At 32.5% G+C, this 17,655-nt stretch carries 17 protein-coding genes and 1 tRNA gene; 11 read left to right on the top strand and 7 right to left on the bottom strand.

Translation table 11 applies throughout. The annotated features are described in order from the left end of the window. The first annotated feature begins 4 nt into the window (after positions 1-4). The 4 genes from AAGD36_RS00975 (at position 5) to AAGD36_RS00960 (ending at position 5,004) form a co-directional block, all read left to right on the top strand. Positions 5-754, top strand: a complete 750-nt coding sequence (locus AAGD36_RS00975; RefSeq protein WP_341755550.1) for a hypothetical protein — start codon at positions 5-7, stop codon at positions 752-754. A gap of 96 nt (positions 755-850) precedes the next feature. Continuing rightward, positions 851-2,215 carry an MFS transporter gene (locus AAGD36_RS00970; RefSeq protein ID WP_341755549.1) on the top strand — a complete coding sequence of 455 codons (1,365 nt, stop codon included), beginning with the start codon at positions 851-853 and terminating at the stop codon, positions 2,213-2,215. Between the two features lie 48 nt (positions 2,216-2,263). Beyond that, positions 2,264-3,628 carry an MFS transporter gene (locus tag AAGD36_RS00965; RefSeq protein ID WP_341755548.1) on the top strand — a complete coding sequence of 455 codons (1,365 nt, stop codon included), beginning with the start codon at positions 2,264-2,266 and terminating at the stop codon, positions 3,626-3,628. Positions 3,629-3,675: 47 nt separating this feature from the next. After that, positions 3,676-5,004 carry an MFS transporter gene (locus tag AAGD36_RS00960; protein ID WP_341755547.1) on the top strand — a complete coding sequence of 443 codons (1,329 nt, stop codon included), beginning with the start codon at positions 3,676-3,678 and terminating at the stop codon, positions 5,002-5,004. Here AAGD36_RS00960 and AAGD36_RS00955 read toward each other — a convergent pair. Both AAGD36_RS00955 and AAGD36_RS00950 read right to left on the bottom strand, forming a co-directional pair. Beyond that, complete coding sequence (locus AAGD36_RS00955) at positions 4,964-5,668, bottom strand: HD domain-containing protein (protein WP_341755546.1); 705 nt, start codon at positions 5,666-5,668, stop codon at positions 4,964-4,966. The genes AAGD36_RS00960 and AAGD36_RS00955 overlap by 41 nt on opposite strands. Positions 5,669-6,109: 441 nt before the next feature. After that, positions 6,110-6,484, bottom strand: a complete 375-nt coding sequence (locus AAGD36_RS00950; RefSeq protein WP_341755545.1) for a hypothetical protein — start codon at positions 6,482-6,484, stop codon at positions 6,110-6,112. An 82-nt stretch (positions 6,485-6,566) separates the two neighbouring features. Here AAGD36_RS00950 and AAGD36_RS00945 point away from each other — a divergent pair, with 82 nt between their 5' ends. Beyond that, positions 6,567-6,950, top strand: a complete 384-nt coding sequence (locus tag AAGD36_RS00945; RefSeq protein ID WP_341755544.1) for a transposase — start codon at positions 6,567-6,569, stop codon at positions 6,948-6,950. A gap of 147 nt (positions 6,951-7,097) precedes the next feature. Further along, positions 7,098-7,188, top strand: a tRNA-Ser gene (locus AAGD36_RS00940). Here AAGD36_RS00940 and AAGD36_RS00935 read toward each other — a convergent pair. Then, positions 7,150-8,685 (bottom strand): recombinase family protein, encoded by a 1,536-nt coding sequence (locus tag AAGD36_RS00935; RefSeq protein WP_341755543.1) that lies wholly within the window; start codon positions 8,683-8,685, stop codon positions 7,150-7,152. The genes AAGD36_RS00940 and AAGD36_RS00935 overlap by 39 nt on opposite strands. Before the next feature lie 478 nt (positions 8,686-9,163). On the opposite strand from AAGD36_RS00935, the gene AAGD36_RS00930 reads away from it, so the two are divergent. Further along, complete coding sequence (locus AAGD36_RS00930; RefSeq protein ID WP_341755542.1) at positions 9,164-9,379, top strand: hypothetical protein; 216 nt, start codon at positions 9,164-9,166, stop codon at positions 9,377-9,379. Further along, positions 9,380-9,640: a type II toxin-antitoxin system RelE/ParE family toxin gene (locus AAGD36_RS00925; protein ID WP_341755541.1), complete on the top strand. Its 261-nt coding sequence runs from the start codon at positions 9,380-9,382 to the stop codon at positions 9,638-9,640. Positions 9,641-9,720: 80 nt separating this feature from the next. Here AAGD36_RS00925 and AAGD36_RS00920 read toward each other — a convergent pair whose 3' ends face one another. The 3 genes from AAGD36_RS00920 to AAGD36_RS00910 form a co-directional block, all read right to left on the bottom strand. After that, complete coding sequence (locus AAGD36_RS00920) at positions 9,721-10,143, bottom strand: HEPN domain-containing protein (RefSeq protein ID WP_341755974.1); 423 nt, start codon at positions 10,141-10,143, stop codon at positions 9,721-9,723. A gap of 61 nt (positions 10,144-10,204) precedes the next feature. Beyond that, entirely contained in the window at positions 10,205-10,609 is a 405-nt protein-coding gene (locus AAGD36_RS00915; protein WP_341755540.1) for a nucleotidyltransferase domain-containing protein, read from the bottom strand. Positions 10,610-10,838: 229 nt separating this feature from the next. Then, positions 10,839-11,654 (bottom strand): hypothetical protein, encoded by an 816-nt coding sequence (locus AAGD36_RS00910; RefSeq protein ID WP_341755539.1) that lies wholly within the window; start codon positions 11,652-11,654, stop codon positions 10,839-10,841. A gap of 459 nt (positions 11,655-12,113) precedes the next feature. Between AAGD36_RS00910 and AAGD36_RS00905 the strand changes: the two genes are divergently transcribed. Further along, entirely contained in the window at positions 12,114-13,115 is a 1,002-nt protein-coding gene (locus AAGD36_RS00905; RefSeq protein WP_341755538.1) for a hypothetical protein, read from the top strand. A 294-nt stretch (positions 13,116-13,409) separates the two neighbouring features. Continuing rightward, the gene (locus tag AAGD36_RS00900) at positions 13,410-13,763 is read left to right on the top strand and encodes a transposase (protein ID WP_341755537.1); all 354 of its coding nucleotides are present in this window, start codon (positions 13,410-13,412) and stop codon (positions 13,761-13,763) included. Positions 13,764-13,798: 35 nt separating this feature from the next. Here AAGD36_RS00900 and AAGD36_RS00895 read toward each other — a convergent pair whose 3' ends face one another. Continuing rightward, the gene (locus AAGD36_RS00895; protein ID WP_341755536.1) at positions 13,799-17,074 is read right to left on the bottom strand and encodes a hypothetical protein; all 3,276 of its coding nucleotides are present in this window, start codon (positions 17,072-17,074) and stop codon (positions 13,799-13,801) included. Between the two features lie 292 nt (positions 17,075-17,366). Here AAGD36_RS00895 and AAGD36_RS00890 point away from each other — a divergent pair, with 292 nt between their 5' ends. Then, the gene (locus tag AAGD36_RS00890) at positions 17,367-17,582 is read left to right on the top strand and encodes a hypothetical protein (RefSeq protein ID WP_341755535.1); all 216 of its coding nucleotides are present in this window, start codon (positions 17,367-17,369) and stop codon (positions 17,580-17,582) included. Positions 17,583-17,655 lie beyond the last annotated feature (73 nt).

The following is a 17,655-nucleotide window of genomic DNA, read 5'->3' as shown; positions in this document are numbered from 1 at the left end:
TATTATGAAAACTAAAAGAGTAAATTTACCTGATAATGCAAGGGAAAAGAAGACAATAGATAATTACTTGACAGATACCTATAATAAAAATGGGGGGTTCATTACTTTACAAGAAGTGTATGATGAAAATAGAAAATCGGAAGAATCTGAGATGTATAATACTAATGCTAACTTAAAAAGGCTAACAATATCAAGCAATAAAGATAGTGCATGGGAGTTCTTTTTGTACTTATCAATAGGGGTAAAAGAATCAGCTTTTTATTTGGCATCAAGTTTTTGGGAGGGATTTGGTACAACAAAAGATGAATTCTTAGGTTACTTATCTATGGCGATAGGTGTTAAACTAGGTGACAAAAAATCAATTGAATTGGTTGGGGATGAGCCTATTCCGAAGGATGCTAAGGATTTAGCAGATAAGTGTATAGCACAGATTAACAAAAACGCAAGAGAAGTAGGAAATAAAAAAATTACCTATGAAGAAGCTATAGGCTACGGTAAACTAGTTGATAAAATATTAAAATCCTATTCTAAACCAACATTTGAAGAAAATATTTTACCTGGGTCAATAAAAGGTTATGCTGACTTTGTAGAAGTAGTAGAATACTCCTTATATCCTACACTTGACACATTTGAGGGGGCATCTTCTTCCCAGCTTAATGCTTCGTACGAAACTTGCCCTGATACGTCTGACTCGGAAGCAGATATTGCACTAGCTGGAAGTACTAAGCTTCATGTCTGTTGTGAAATTATGTAGTATCAATTCCATACCCCTATGCCAATTGGTATAGGGGTTTTTTAACACAATTATATACAACTCTAGACAATATAACTTAAGGGTTTAAACACTAATATGAGTAAATTTGTACGAGCAGATGGTAGGGTTATCCATCCCCAAACTCATCTCACTAAAGAACAAAAACAAGTTATAGGGTTACTTTCTATAGGTACTTTCTTAGAATTTTTTGACTTTATGTTATATGTTCATATGGCAGTACTTCTTAATGAGATTTTTTTTGAAACCACTGATTCTCATACAAGCTATTTAATAACATCTTTTGCCTTTTGTACTACATTTGTTTTTCGACCGGTTGGTGCGTTAATATTTGGTTGGTTGGGCGATAATATAGGACGTAAGCCTACTGTTATCATCACAACTTTTATGATGGCTGCATCATGTCTTGTCATGGCTAATCTCCCTACCTATGCTCAAATAGGGATTACTGCTTCTTGGATAGTAACCATCTGTCGTATCATACAAGGTATATCTTCTATGGGAGAGGTGACAGGGGCAGAACTTTATATAACGGAAACGATTAACCCACCAGCCCAATATGCAAGTGTGGAATTAATAGTAGCTTTTTCTGCCTTAGGAGGTATGGCTGCTTTAGGTATTGCAACACTCGTTACTTCTTATGGTTTTAACTGGCGTATAGCATTTTGGATTGGGGCAATAGTAGCGTTGATTGGTTCTATTGCTAGAACAACCTTGCGAGAAACGCCTGAATTTGCTGATGCTAAACGTCGAATAAAAACAATATTTGCACGAACTAATACAGATACCAATACTTTAGACAAAAATCCTATTTGGAAAGAAAAGGTTAGTAAGAAAACATTTATAGCCCTCTTTTTATTACAATGTGCATTGCCAGTAAGTTTTTATTTTATCTATGTGCATTGTGGTGCTATTCTCAGGACTAACTTTGGTTATACAGCATCCGAAGTTATTCATCATAATTTCATTGTTTCTATAATACAGTTTTTAGGTTTGTTGATATCAACATATATAAGTTATAAGGTGTATCCATTATTAATTCTTAAAATTAAACTGGTAATATTTTCTATTTTTGTTTTATTTTATCCATATTTGCTGACTAATCTTCATTCTCCATTTGAGTTACTTTTAATTCAGTCCTTTGTTGTTTTATTTTGGCATGATATCGGACCTGCTATTCCCATTTTTTTCTCAAATTTTCCAGTGTTCAAACGTTTCACTAGTGTTAGTTTTATTTATGCTCTGTCACGTGCAATGGTTTATGGTATTAGTGCTTTTGGATTCACTTATCTTATTGGATACTTTGGAAATTGGGGGTTATTGATTATTATGATCCCTATAAATATAGGATTCACATTTGGGTTATTACATTTTGAAAAGTTGGAGAAAAAGAGAGAAAATTACTTTCAACTAAAAATTGATTTGGCAACAAAGGCTGGATAATATATTAGGTAAATGTTAATAACATAAAGTAAGGGTTTAAACACTAATATGAGCAAATTTGTACGAGAAGATGGCAGGGTTATCCATTCCCAAACCAGTCTCACTAGAGAACAAAAACAAGCTGTTGGGTTGCTGTCGATCGGGACATTCCTAGAATATTTTGACTTGATGTTATATGTTCATATGGCAGCGTTTCTTAATGAGTTATTTTTTGAACCTACTGATTCTCACTCCACCTCTTTAATGATGTCTTTTGCCTTTTGCTCTACATTTGTTTTTCGGCCAGTTGGTGCGTTAATATTTGGTTGGTTAGGCGATAATATAGGACGTAAATTTACTGTTATTATCACAACTTTTATGATGGCTACATCCTGTCTTGTTATGGCTAATCTCCCTACCTATGCTCAGATAGGCAGTATGGCAGCTTGGATATTGACCATCTGCCGTATCGTGCAAGGCATATCTTCTATGGGAGAAATAACAGGAGCACAGCTTTATATAACTGAAACGATTAACCCACCAGCCCAATATGTAGGTGTGGGATTGATGTGGGCTTTCTCTTCTTTAGGAGAGATAGGGGCTTTAGGAGTTGCCTCACTTGTTACTTCTTATGGTTTTAATTGGCGTATAGCATTTTGGCTAGGTGCAGTAATTGCACTGATTGGTTCTGTTGCAAGAACGAAGCTACGAGAAACACCAGAATTTGTTGATGCTAAACGTCAACTAAAAAAAGTTTTTGCAAAAACTAATACAAATACCAGTACTTTAGAAAACCATCCTATTTGGACAGAAAAGGTTAATAAAAAAACAGTACTAGCTTTCTTCTTATTACGATGTGTTCCCCCGGTATGTTTTTATTTTGTCTATGTATATTGTGGTAATATTTTACAAGCTAGCTTTGGTTATACAATATCCGAGGTTATTCATCATAATTTTATTATCTGTATAATAGAGTTTTTGACAGTATTAATATTATCTCGTTTAAGTTTAAAAGTGTATCCGTTATTAACCGTGAGAATTATACTCATAATATGTTCTGTTTTTATAGTATTTTGTCCGTATTGGCTGAATAATCTTCATTCTCCTTACGAGTTATTTTTGATTCAATTTATTATAATTTTATTTGGGGACTGTTTAGGTCCTGCTATGCCAATTTTTTACAAAAACTTTCCGGTATTTAAACGTTTTACCTATGCTAGTATGATATTCGCTATATCTCGAGCTTTGATGTATGTTATTACTGCTTTTGGCTTTACTTATCTTGTTAACCATTTTGTCTATTGGGGATTATTGGTTATTATGATCCCTACAATTGTGGGGTTTGCATACGGGCTGTTGCATTTTGAAAAGTTGGAGAAGAAGAGAGAAAATTATTTTCAATCAAAAACTGATTTGGCAGCAAAGGCTGGATAATATATAGGTAAATATTGATAACATAAAGTAAAGGTTTAAACACTAATATGAGCAAATTTGTACGAGAAGATGGCAGGGTTATCTATCCCCAAACCAGTCTAACAAGAGAACAACAAAAAGCTGTGGGATTACTTTCAATAGGGACGTTCCTAGAGTATTTTGATCTGATGCTTTATGTACATTTAGCAGTATTACTAAATGAATTATTCTTTCCCAAATATGATCCTTTTACCACTTCATTGCTTTCGGCTGCTGCCTTTTCTTCCACTTACATATTAAGGCCTTTTGGAGCATTATTGTTTGGTTATATTGGCGATTATTTAGGTAGAAAGACTGTCGTAATTATAACTACTTTTTTGATGGGTATTTCGTGTGTTATTATTGCAACTGTACCGACTTATGCTCAAATAGGGATTACTGCGTCTTGGATACTTGTAACTTGTCGTATGATACAAGGTTTGGCAGCAACTGCTGAAGCACGAGGAGCAGAAATTTATTTAACTGAAAGTTCAAGCCCACCTATTCAATATTCATTAGTTGCCTTAATAACTGTATTTTCAGCTGTAGGAACAACAGCAGCACTTGGAGTTGCTTCAATTTTTACTAGTACACATATTTATCAGAATGCATTCAGCTGGCGTACAGCTTTTTGGGTTGGGGCTGGCATTGCGTTAATTGGTTCTGTTGCTAGAACTAGTTTAAAAGAAGCCAATGAATTCATGAATAAGAAAAAAATGTTAAAAAATAGGTTTATAGACAATAAAATTGAATTTAACAAGCTGAATGAAGAAATTATCAACCAACCAGTGGCAATTTCAACTTCAATCGCATATTTTTTAATTCAATGTGCTAGACCTCCTTGCTTTTATTTCGTTTATATATATTGTGGGGACATATTAAAACAAAAATGTGGTTTTTCGCCTAATGAGGTTATAAACCAAAATTTTTGGGTCTCTTTAGTAGACTTATTTGGAATAGTTATGTTAGCTTATCTTAGTTATATAATCCATCCTTTAAAGATACTTAAAGCAAAGCTCTATTTATTTTTTGCTTCAATTATTTTATTTCCCTTGGTGTTATCCTATAGCCTAAACTCGAATTATATTTTTATTTTTCAATGTTTGGCTGCTTTATTTGTGTTTGATCATGTACCTGCATCACCAATATTTTATAAATATTTTCCTATCTTCAAAAGATTTACATATACTAGCATGTTAAGTGCCATAGCCAAATTACTCACTTATTTTATAACCTCGTTTGGTTTAGTATTCACTACAGAATACTTAGGTTATTGGGGGTTATTTTTAATTCTAGTACCTGTGGGCATAGGCTTTTTTATAGGGGTGTCTTATTTTGAGAAAATGGAGAAGCAATAACTTGAGATAGTTTAGTAAAAATATCAGCCTTATTTTTTATAACTCCCAATCTTATGTTGTGCTTATAACATTTCTCGTATAGGATATCACAAAGCCATGGTAGCTCTACTACTTCACATAAAATTAAAGAATACTTTAAAGTTTCTTCAATAATCTTCTTCGCTTTTTCCGGAGACTTAGCTTCTAGAGTCTCAATATTGTGAAGCCTATCAAATATCTTAATAATTAAGGTATCATATTTTTTTTGTCTATATAATGATTCCATCATCTCCGCCGAGCTAATCTTACCATGTGGTTTGTTCCTACTTAAATCTTCTACTTGACTAGCAACCTGCTCCCCAAAAATATAAGCAATCATCTTTTCGGTAAGTTCTGTATCCTCAATGGTGTCATGCAGTATGCTGGTAACAATAATGTCAGTGCGATAAAGGTAATCAGAAATCATATAAGCCACCTCTAGTGGATGGGAGTAATAAGGCTCTCCTGACTGCCGCATTTGGCTACCATGATATTTCTTGGCGTAATAAATAGCCTTTCTAACCTCATCAATATCTATTGGGCGGTTTACTTCCTCATTCATCTTACGTAATTTGTCCAGTAACCTAGTAGCATATTGACAAGGTGCATACTTTGAGTTGTCCCAATAATTGATTTCTTCTTCCATAAAAAAACATACTTTATATTTTAAATATATAAGTTAAACTAAAAATTAGAATATTACTAGGAATTTATTATATTTTTTGAAAAAGATGAATATTTTTGCATTTTGTTGTTGTATAAATAGACAGCTACTTATCTTTATATTCACATATCCTATAATAGGATAAACAAAAAAAAATGTAGAAAACATTTTGAAAAATAATAATATTATGCTATTATGTTATAATACTAGGTAACTAATGCGATTTTTAGATTATAGAAATGTCAAAATTAAGGTGCATGATACCTGATGATCATTTATTAGTAAGAATTCATGAAAGTAAAGAATTAGACTTGTCTTTTATCTATGAAATAACTAAAAAATGTTCGTGCATCAATTGAGTCTGTATTATTTTTTAAGATGCAAATAATATGTTACTTATATGCTATAAGATCAAATAGACGATTATGTCTTATATCGAGCTGAGGTTACCGCTATCATTAGATATTTGGTGCAACACCTAGTAATGATGCTATTTGTTTGCGGTTCAATAGCTAAACTACGTGTACCAAGTTCAGGTAACAAAGCTATAAGGTCATTAGATACTACTGTGCCTATACCACTAATAGTTTGTAGAGTCTCTTTCTTAGCCTGCAAGAGTTTATCTTTTGCTATTAAGTCATCTATTTCTTTAGTAATAGATGCAATTTGCTCTTCTAGTACTTCGATTATTTTAACACAACTAGACTTGATTAAATCAGCTCTTGGAGATTGAAACCTATTTTTTTCTGCAATCAACATTTGCTTGAGGTCGTTCTTACCTCCGACTAATTCATACAAGTCTAATATCTATTATATCATACTTTTTACTTACAATAGCTTACTTGTTAGTAATATTAAACTAACACAAAAAATAGATACCATGCAAACCATTCTAGGTATAGCTAAACTTACAGCTGTTGCCATATTGGCAGAATCTCTAGATTTAGATTCTTTTAATAGTGCTAGGGAGTTTGCTGCTTATGCAGGACTTACACCTAAACATAGAGTATCTGGTACATCAGTTAAGGGGAAAAGTGCTATATCAAAGATTGGTTCAGCTAAACTACGTAAAGCACTATACTTTCCTGCTATAGTAGCTAAAAATTATAACCCTATATTTAAACAATTTACCCAAAAGCTATCTAGTAAGGGTAAACCTACTAAGGTTATTATTGTTGCTATTATGCGTAAATTATTACATATTGTCTTTGGAGTAATTAAAAATAATTCTATCTTTAATCCTATTTTAATCCTTGACTCTTAAGACAGTATCAGAACCCTAGTATACACTATGTGCATCAACTATTGATTGTGATTTTTAAATTACCCTATTGAACTTATATAAAATAATTATAGAAATATAAACGATTCAATGCTATAAGTGACTCATAATATAATCATGTTATGATTTGGAGAGGTGGCCGAGAGGCTGAAGGCGACGGTTTGCTAAACCGTTATACGGGTTAACCGTATCGAGGGTTCGAATCCCTCTCTCTCCGCCATTCGGTACAAGTTGTCGTTTTTTCAAAAATATCGAACGGGAAACGTAGGGAGGTCTCAAGTTTTTTGCCACTTAGTTTGAGGTTCTGAAATACGAAATTTATCATTTTGCGTTTTTGAGGCATTTCAGAACCTTTGAAGGTTTCATAGGCTTCAGAAGCTAGAGTTATTAGCATTGTAGCCGTATCAGTAAATTTATCGTCTGCTTCCTCATAAACTTTAAGTAAACGAGCAATTTCATATTGACGATCTTTTAATTGTTGTTTCTTTGCTTGGAATTCTTCTTTGCTTAGTTCGCTGCTTAATCTTAAATCAATTAATGAATTTAGTTTATTTTCATTTTCTGTATGTTCTTTCTTTAAAGCAGCCGTCGCTTGCCCATGCTCATCTTTTTTTAGCTCATTTGTATTTTTTAAATAGGCAAGGGTCTCTTTTAGCATTTCCGGGTCTCTTATACCTATTCTTTTAAAAACCTCTTCTATTTGCTTTAAAACCTCATCTTCCCTTATATATATTTTCTTGTCTAGGTTATGTGGATCCCAAGTAGCTAAATATGTCCATTCATCCACTTTACCGTTTGGATATGTTTTACTATGAATTTCAGATGTTACCATTTTGCCAGTTACTGCACAGGTGATTAATCCTCTAAAGAGGAAATCTTTCCCACCATATTTGAATGGCTTCTTCTTCCAACCTAAACGTACATCTTTACATGCCATAAAAATCTCTCTTGTTATAATAGGTTGATAACCATGTGACCACATCTCTCCTTTTACTCTCATCTCACCGTAATAAAATGGTTGTTGTATTAAACGATGTATAACTGTTTTATTTAGGTGACAATTCTTTTTACTTCTTAAGCCTAATTCTTTAGCCATGTTTACCATAGACCTAAGAGTATACATTCCTGTTGCATATTCTTCAAAGAGTTTTTTTATGATAGAACCTCTTACAGGATCGAGAATTACTATACTGTTTCCTCTTTCATCTCGACTATTTAGGTAACCAAGAGGGGCTGGTCCTATCCACTCTCCTTTACGCAATTTATGATCTAGGCTTCTTTTAACGTTATCACTTAAACTATCAACGTAAGATTGTGCCATCAATACGTTCATTCCCCACATTAGCTTTGCATGAGACTGAGAATCTTTATCTATTATGTAACCTTCTGTTCTAAAATGTAATTCTATCTTACCAGCTTTTATTGGTTCTTCTAGTAATGAAATTTCTGAGATTCTTCTTTGTACTCGATCTACTTTATCAGCAACTATAGCAATTGTTTCTCTATGGCTTTTAGCAAATTTGATCATCTCTTTAAATTGTTTGCGATCACCTCTGCTTGAAGATTCGATAATTTCAAAAGTTTCGATAACTTCAAGATTTTTACGTTGGCAATATTCTACTAATCTATATTTTTGAGCTTCAATTGAATACCCTTCTTCTTGCTCCCTTGTTGAAACACGAACTAAAATTATTGATTTTGTTGCTTTGTCTGGCATATTTTTTCCTTTGATAATAAATTTTGCTTTAATTAGAAAGTAGTATCTACTCAAAGAGCAGAGATATATCAAGCACCGCACAAGTCAAGTTGAGTTTGCATTAAATTACCCGATCCTCTTCAGTATTAAAGCAAAGTGTAACATTTCTTTTTCAGCATTAATAATTTTTGGTTATTGTAAAAATAATTGTTTTAACTCGTAGCAAGAGTAACTTTATCAAGTGGTTTATCATAGATATCCATATTTATTATTTTAAGGCTATTACAAGGCTTTTTAGTATCATTATGGTAGGAATCTACCTAGTTCTTGAATTATTACGCTCTAAGTCTAAATATGGGCTTTTTATTTATATGAGTTTGCTTTAAAATAGATAAGTTAAAAACTTAACCGAATGCCACTGTTTACATCAATCCCCTTATTGATATTCTGTATCAGATATGATACAATTGAGTCATAACAAATAAATTGTAGTGATCTTATGGCAGCTAAACGATTATTAGTGTCTTTAGACGAGAAAATATTTGATGAAATTGCAGGTCTTGCTAAAGTCAACAATGAATCCCTATCTAAAGTAGCAAAAGACCTTATTATAACTAGTCTAGAACTTCAAGAGGACAAAATATTAGCTAAATTAGCAGATGAAAGGATAGGTAATACTAAGGAATGGATTCGTCATACGGATGTTTGGAAATAAATGTATAATCTTCTCTATTCAGATCAAGTTATACACAAAGATATCCCTAAGCTTTCTACACCAGTTAAATATTTAATAAAGATAACCATTGAAAAAAAGCTATTATCTGATCCAATAAAATTTGGTAAACCTTTAAAACATAGCTTCAAAGGTTGCCGCTCCCTCAGAATTGGTGATTATAGAGTGATTTATCAAATAGTAGATACAACAATTAATATACTAGTAATTCAACACCGCAAAGATTGTTATAATAATTCATAACAACAAAACTACTATACCCTAATACCCTCAAACTTATAGGTCATTGCGTTTATAGACTTACTTTGTCTATATTAAGGAGCTTAAATTACCTCTTTATTAATCCTTTCCAAGCAAATTTTTTCTGTCACTGTTTTTAATTTTTTAACTCTATCAATAAGGTAAAGTAGCTGTTCTTTAGTTATTTTATAATCTTTGTTATAGCGAGCTTCAATATAAGCCTGTTCAAGTAATCTAAAACATTGCCTTTGCTCAATACTAGAATGAGGAAATATTTGCCATAGTTCTTCATTGTAATTTCCAGCTATACTACCTAGTTTTCGTATATCGTGCAGTTTCGGTTTATAACCGGAAAAAACTAACAGGATAGCATTATAAAAACTTTCGGTAGCTTGATGAAGTAAAAAGGCTGAAAATGGATAATTACCTCTTTCTAAAGGATATCCACATTCTAAAAAAAACTCTGCTCCTTTTGTAAACCAGTACTCATAATCTTTTTCAGCTATTTGTCTTCTTTCTGTCCAAGGTAAATTTTTAGCTTCTGCCAGCTGAAACTCGCCACTATCATTATAAGAGTATTCCTTCTTTCTTAATATCAGAAAAGAAATAATGCCCCTTCTCTAACTGGCTATTTACCGTCTTGATTGATTCTAGTACCAAAGTTACCCATAACTCAAAAGGATTTCTTAATGATTTCTTTTCCAACCTTTTTTCTATTTTATCTTCTATTGCTAACCCTGCAAGACCGGCATGTTTGCCTTTCTTCATGACTAACATAATATCGAGATCACTTTGATAGCTATAGGTAATGTGACCTTTTTTATACTCATCTTGTACCCAATCTCCTCTAGCGTAAGAGCCAAATAAAATAATCATCGCAATCTTGTGCTTTGATACAGCGAGAATTTCTTTGACGATATTATCAAGTCTTTCTTGAATTATCACGGAGCGTTCGGGTAAAACAGTTTTCATATATTTGTAATGCAGCTATCTATAATACAGATTACTACAATTGGCATAGATATTGCAAAAAGAATTTTGCAAATTCACCTATGTACAAAAATCTCCCCTATAACATTTAGGCTTTTATTTGAGTACCGTGATATTGTTGCAAGCAAAACATGATCTTTTTTGGTGTAATAGATACCTTTTTAACCACATCAATATATTCACTATTAAAAAAAGATAAATATTTTTAAAATTATACCCCCAGTTTTTTGTTGTGGCTTTCTAGAGTCTCAATTAACAGCTCTTCTACTTGGTAACTAATATTTTCATTGTCAAAATCTGTGAAATCTATTATTATTTTGCTTGTAATTTTATTATTAAACTCTAGAAGTCTCACCAGTGTTATTGCCCCATTGTCAGTAATATTGTTATAGCTAAGGTCTATTTGGCTGATGGTTCTATTAGTTTCCAAAGCTTTAACAAGCTGGACAATCCCAACATCACCAATAATATTATTATTAAGAGATATTTTCTTTATGGTGTTATTATTTTTTAGAAGTCTTGCTAGTATGATTGCTCCTTTATCATTAATATTATTGCTACCAATATCCACTTGCTTTATAATTTCATTATTTGTTAGAACTCCTGCCAGTATATCCGCTCCCTCATCACCAATATCATTGCCTCTAAGACTTATTTGCTTTATGGTTTTATTATTTTCTAGAAATTCATCTAGTATGACTAGCCCTTGAACCCCAATATTGTTATATTCAATATCTATATTAATCAAACTATGATTATTCTCTAACAGTTCGATAAGCAGACTTAGTTCCTCAAATCCAATATCGTTGTCGCAAAGACGTATTGCGGTTATAAGCTTATTATCTTCTAAAACTTTGCCAAGTATTGCAATTCCTTCTAAACCTATACGAACGTCGATAAGTTCTATATAAGTTATATTATTGCTCTGCAAAACTTCTCTAAGTATTTGTGCCGCAATATTAGTGATATTATTTATTTTTTCATTTATTAAATTATTTTGTTGTTGATCTTTAACATCGTTAGTCATAAAATTAACTCCTATTTTGCTTATAGAGAATAGACACTGAGGTTAGATTTAAAAATTTTGCGATTATTGCTTCTAATCTCAGTGTTCAACTACACCACGTAGTGTCATCTTCACAGATATCCTCATTAATCCTAGAAGTACACCTTTTTGCTCACAATTAGTGATTTTTTATAAAATTTATTATTAGTAGTGTTGAACTAGAGACAGTGGCCAAAATTATTAAATAAGCACATAATTTGGCTATTAAAATCAAGGAAGTATTGAAAGAATGGGATGTACTCTCTGTATTTACCAACATATTCCTTTGATCTCAATTCAATTTAGCATTGCTGGACTAACTAAGAATTACTTATAAAAAATGATTAAAAATCTTGATGAAATAAGAGATACTATCACAGATAGCCTAAAACTTCCCTAGGTTATTTATAAAGTCTTAATTCATCAATGAGGAAATTACATATGAACTCAAGGATAATATCATTATTAAATATTTTATTAGCACAATTAATATTAATTAGTACCTGTAAAGCTGAGGGTAGTAACCTACCGAGTGCCAAAACTGCTAAATCTATATTACTACCAAAAGTGATAAGTCCTAACACAAGTACTAATATAACTATTATTTTAAATATAAATCAATCTAGCAATGATTCATACTTTACAATTGAGTTAGGGGCATATGAGAATAAAAGCCCATCATTAAAACTCACTATGGGATCAATGCTAGAGTTATATTCTCCAATCCAGGATTCAGCAAATGTTCATCAAAAATTACACATAGTAATGCGTCCATTTCAAGAATTGAATCAATCATTAAATGAGTATCCTAATACCAAAGAACAAAGTCTTGGATTAAAAAAGGAGTTATTAAGAGAGAAAGTATTCAGAAAAACTTATCCTCAAGAAATAAAGCTTCAAAATGAGGAAGTATACGCAGGTTATCGGGCAAATAACGAACCAATTCACCCGTGTTACTATTCTACCTTATTACCGGAGCGTAGATTTAATAAAAGTATCGTTGATTTGTTAGGTAGTAGTAAATTAGATGTTTGGCGGGCATCTGCTAGGCAAGCTTATGCAGATAGTCCAAGCCTATCAACTTTATGGCGAGCTTTTGACCCACAAGATATTATTGATCCTGAATTACGGGATATTGCTGAATATTTTAAAAGTTATAATAACAAATTAACCAAGGAAGAGTTTGAGCAAAAATATGGTGAATCAGGTTTAAAGTATGACCATAATTTTACCGAAGCACTAGTAGAAGATATTTTAGAGAGGAAAAAGCAGCGAGAAATTAATGAATATATAATTGCTGCAGGTAAAGGCGGATTAGTTGAAGTTATTGTAAAATTTGGACTCGAGGTGATATTTGGTAATCTGTTCTTATTAACATTGCTGCTAGCTTCGTCCCTATTGTGGTGGGTAAGTAAGATGGGTGGCAATGGCTTTAAAAAATGATAAACTAGCTAACTCCCAAAAGTATAGAGGTTTTCCTCTATCAATGATTTTTTGGTAAAATTTGTTATAATAATGCTAAACTCGAGACAATAGAATTATTATTAAATTAAACACCTAATTTAGCTAATTAAGATTTAATGTGTGGCGACATTAATCAGAAATATCAAGTCGCTACACATTAAAATTTTTTATTTCATTACCTCAAATAGCTACAAATCTTTAAAAAATAAGGGTAAATAATTTTATTAAAATTTACCACTTAAAGCATCAAGTATCACTTTATTATTGGCAACAATGGCATCTAAATATTTTATGACTTGTTGTAAATATAAAGAGAAGATATATTTGATTTGTAATAATGCTGGGTATTATAAGTCAAAGAAAATAAAGGATTATCTAGTAAATAGCAAAATAGAATTAGTATTTTTACCACCCTATAGCCCTAATATTAATTCGATTGAACGATTATGGAAATTTATGCATAGAATTGTAACAAATAATAAATTTTACCATAATTTTGCTCAATTCTCAGAAGCTATAGATAGATTTTTTGCTAATATTGATAAATACAAAGGTAATTTGCTTACTCTTATAACTGACCAATTTCAGACTATAACTTTTAATCATTTTGCCAACTCTTCAGGTTAATTGAGTATACTTACAGCAAACTGCTTTGCAATCTTTTAGCAGTATAAATCACATTTTAAGTCGCCAAGTAAATTGTGGGTAAATGCTTCATTTACCAGCTCATAATTATAAAAATCATGTTCCCTTGCTCTAGTGATAAAATTCTGACTCTGAGGAGCAGTATTAGCCATAATATTCCCAATTTTCTCTAAAGCCGTAGCCTTAAAATTTTCATCATGACTGAGGCTGAATGCGTCGTGATAATATGTTTTAGCTTTCTCAAATAAACCTATAGACTCAAAATACTCAGCCTGCTGTAACATTATATTTGGATTTTCTTTATCTTGTTTTAGCCATGCTTTAAAACATGCTTTTATCCTAAATTCGTCATTAACTATTTTATAACAGTCAATTGCCTTAGCATATTCTCCCTTGTTAAAAAATAGCTGTCCCAATTTTTCATATATGTCTGGTAAATGGCTATTGGCTTCGATAGCTTTTGCATAGTAAACAGATGCAGCTTCATTGCCACCATCCTTCTCAGCAATAGTAGCTAAGCAACTATAGGCTATAGCTTTAAGATTCTTGCAGGCAGGAGAATCTTGATAATTTTTCAGGTATTTTAGAGCTTCATGATAATAAGCTGAGTCAGATTGGTTTTTGTCAATAGGTAAGCTACTAACTTGATACTCAAGATTTTCTGTTACTTTAGTATGGCAAGCCGTTATTAACTCTGCAATCTTTGCATGATCAGGCAATGCAGCTTTACAGACATCAGAAAAGAATTGCACATAGTCATATTGCTGCTGTAAACAATAACCATACTCTTGTATCTGATGCTTAAGCTGAGAATTATCAGATTCAGCATATTCAGCAAAAATCTCCACTGCTATCTGCAATTTGATTATGGCGGTTGATATGCTATCTATCGGCTTACTAAATACTTGTTGCAATCTTGCTAATAACTCCAGCTCTAGAAAATATTCGCCTTCACTATGTTGTTTCAGTTCATGGTAATTAATTGATGAAGGTATCCAATCTTTAACAAGATTATAATTCTCGGAAAATGCATTGAGTGGATTGACATTTAAGCACTTAGTTGCATTACCAATAGCTTTAACTATCACTTCTAATAGTTGATTAAAATTGTTACTAGCAGTATTTAATAGATGAGACGAGCACTCCATAGCTTTCTTAGAAATAGCTATGTTGACCATATCACCTGTAGCGTCAGAATATTTAGATGACCCGTCTATTGCCGCAAGTAAATCAGGTACAACTAACTCACCTTTGTCAGTTGGCTTATAAAATAGATGTATTGAGCCATCCTCTTTAAGTTTATTAATCAGTGCTTTATGCTCGTCTGTTGCTCCTTGATTATCTGCTAATATTTTCTCTATAGATTTTTTGATATGCTGAATATTCTTGTGTGGCGATACATGGGTAACTACCAAAGATATGCTACTTTCTATAGCTCCAATATCCTTAAAACTTTTTATAAAATTAGATAGTGTTGTAAGAAAAATACTACCTCTTTCATTAGCACTATTTAAAACCAATTCAGGTATTACCAACACAAATTTCAGCTGCTCTGTAGTCTCAAAGAGTCTTTTAATATAGAAGCCGTTAGCGATTTCTTGAACAGGGTCAGTATCATTAAAGCCAGGGCAGTCCCAAATGATTATATCTTTAGCAAAACATTTATTAGGGATTTTAGTCTCGGAAGCCAGTTTATGACCAATGACAATATTGGCAAGTGGCTGCATCGCATCAATAACCAGTTCATCAGTTTCATCATCAAAAATCGCCTGTAGTTCTCTGCCACTAAACAAATGAGCGAGTGTACTCTTGCCAGCTCCGGTATTACCAAGTAGCAATATTCCCTTTTTGCCATGTTCCTGCAGGCGGTCGTTACCATCTCGGATTAGAACAACCACTTCTTTTATTGTCTTAACCTCTTCTTGTTCTTTAAGGTTTGTCTGTTGCTCAACTCTCTCAGCCTCTTGCTGCCTTGCTTGCTCAGCTAAAGCCTCTTGTCTGGCTTTTTCAACTACCTCTGTTTGTTGTTGCTGTTTTAGTTTTTCAGCCTCTTGTCTGGCTTTTTCAGCAAATTTTCTATTAATCTGTAGGGCTTCGTCTAGGGCTTTCGTTTTATCATGTCCTGGATAATAGCTCCAGTACAAATCAAGAGAAGTAATAGATTTATTAATCTGTAAGGCTTCTGCTAAATCCTTCACCCCTGCATCTCTTATCTCAGTACTACTAAGACGAAGAGAAGTAATAGAATGATTAATCTTTAAAGCTTCTGCTAAATCCTTTGCCCCAGCATCTCTTATCTTATTATAAGAAAGATCAAGAGATGTAATAGATTGATTAATCTTTAAGGCTTCTGCCAGATACTTCGTTCCAGCATCTCCTATATCGTTATGATTAAGGGCAAGAGAAGTAATAGAATTATTAACCTTTAAGGCTTCTGCTACATCTTTCGCCCCAGCATCTCCTATCCGGCTAGCACCAAGACCAAGGTCAGTAATAGATTTATTAATCTGTAAGGCTTCAGCTATATCCTTCGCTCCAGCATCTCCCATATAGATGCCATCAAGGGCAAGAGAAGTAATAGAGTGATTAATCTTTAAGGTTTCTGCTAGATACTTTGCCCCAACATTTCCTATTGGATTGTTATAAAGTGCAAGAGTAGTAATAGCTTGATTAATCTTTAAGGTTTCTGCGAGTTCCTCTGTTCCAGCAGCTCCTATTTTGTTAGCAGCAAGGTCAAGGTTAGTAATAGAGTGATTAATCTTTAGAGTTTCTGCTAGATACTTTGCCCCAACATCTCCTATTGGGTTATCTCTAAGATAGAGAATAGTAATAGAATGATTAATCTTTAGGGTTTCTGATAGATACTTTGTTCCAACATCTCCTATTTGGTTATGTTCAAGCTTAAGAGTAGTAATGGCTTGATTAACCTTTAAGGCTTCTGCTAGCTCCTTCATTCCATCATCTCCTATCTGGCTAAAATAAAAGTTAAGAGTAGTAATAGATTGATTAACCTTTAAGGCTTCTGATAGTTCTTTAATTTCAGTCCCTTCCATATTGGTATTTTTAAGGTAAAGAGTAGTAATAGATTGGTTAATCTTTAAGGTTTCCGCTAAATCCTTTACTTTAATATCTCCTATCTGGCCATAAAGATTAAGAGTAGTAATAGAATGATTAATCTTTAGGGCTTCTGCTAGATCCTTTGCCTCAACATCTTCTATCTTCTCATAACTCAGGTCAACAGTAGTAATAGAGTTAGTTGTTATTTGTCGTATAATTGCTTCTAGATGGCTCATTTTCTCCTCTCTTTGTATCTCGATTCAAAGTGACTAGTGCTTTTAATTATCAATAAAGTACTGTTGTTATTTCATTTGTCTCCTCGCAATGACGTTTTTTAGACTTACACAGTCCTGTTCTATTATTAAAGTTATATACTTTGTATAAAATATATAATATATTTTTATATGTAAAGTGTGTTTATAAAGAATTTTTGGGAATATAAAATTTGGTGGGAATAAAATATGATGCAAATTGTGATTTTTTATGATATAATAACTCCCCTACAATACAGATACTACAGGGGATTATATGCGAAGAATTGTTGTCAAATTTAACAAGTCAAAAGATATCGAAAATCTTAAAAAAATCATGCAAAATGTTTACGCAAGTAATAGTAATCATTTGCCGGATATCGCTAAATTTCACTTAGGCGAGAAGATTTTTATACCGAATCAGGTAGATAGAGCAGAGTTACACATAACAACTGCAAGCGGCACTGAAATTATAACATTTTCTAACTGCTAAAATAGTTAAATTTTGGACAGGACTTTCCTTAATATTTTCTGTTGCTAAATCTTCTGCTACTAATTGTTTACTT

This window comes from Candidatus Tisiphia endosymbiont of Ptychoptera albimana, assembly GCF_964026605.1.
In the GTDB taxonomy this organism is placed as follows: domain Bacteria; phylum Pseudomonadota; class Alphaproteobacteria; order Rickettsiales; family Rickettsiaceae; genus Tisiphia.
This window is presented reverse-complemented; position numbering and strand designations above follow the sequence as displayed.